Genomic DNA, 584 nt, shown 5'->3' on the forward strand with positions numbered 1-584 from the left:
TTTAGCTTCTCGATAATCCCAACTACGTCTTGCACTGAGCTTTGCGTACGGTGCGCTAATGTGCGAACTTCATCCGCGACCACAGCAAACCCACGGCCTTGCTCACCGGCACGTGCCGCTTCAATTGCTGCGTTGAGAGCGAGTAGGTTGGTCTGCTCGGCAATTTCGTCGATCATTCTTGTGACGGTTTGGATACTTTCACTGTCACGGTTGACTTGTTCGATGGCTTCGGCTGATTGATCCAATTGATCATTCAACTGCGCCACGTCGACACATACGCCTTCAACAATCGTCAAACCAGATTGGCTATCTAAGTTCGCTGAGCGGACATTCTCAGCAATGCTTTCTACTTGCTGCGCCACCGATTGAGCGGAAGAGGCCATCTCTTCGATTGCTGTTACGACTTGCTCAACTTCTTCTTGCTGACGATCCGCTTGGGTGAAGTTGCTATGAGCATCGCTTGCTACACTGGTCGAGTTACTTTCGACTAAATCGCTGGTAGAACGAATCTGGCCAACTAACTCATTCAGTTGATTCGCCATGCTTGCAACGCCGTTATTCAAATTCACAATCTCATTTTTAGA

The 584-nt window shown here is 48.8% G+C and carries 1 protein-coding gene; it reads right to left on the minus strand.

Features of this window, described 5'->3' with window-relative positions; translation table 11 throughout:
• The coding region (locus R7Q09_RS27125) for a methyl-accepting chemotaxis protein (protein WP_318144076.1) at positions 1-584 on the minus strand (584 nt) is incomplete at both ends.

Source organism: Vibrio sp. 2130-1 (assembly GCF_033339515.1).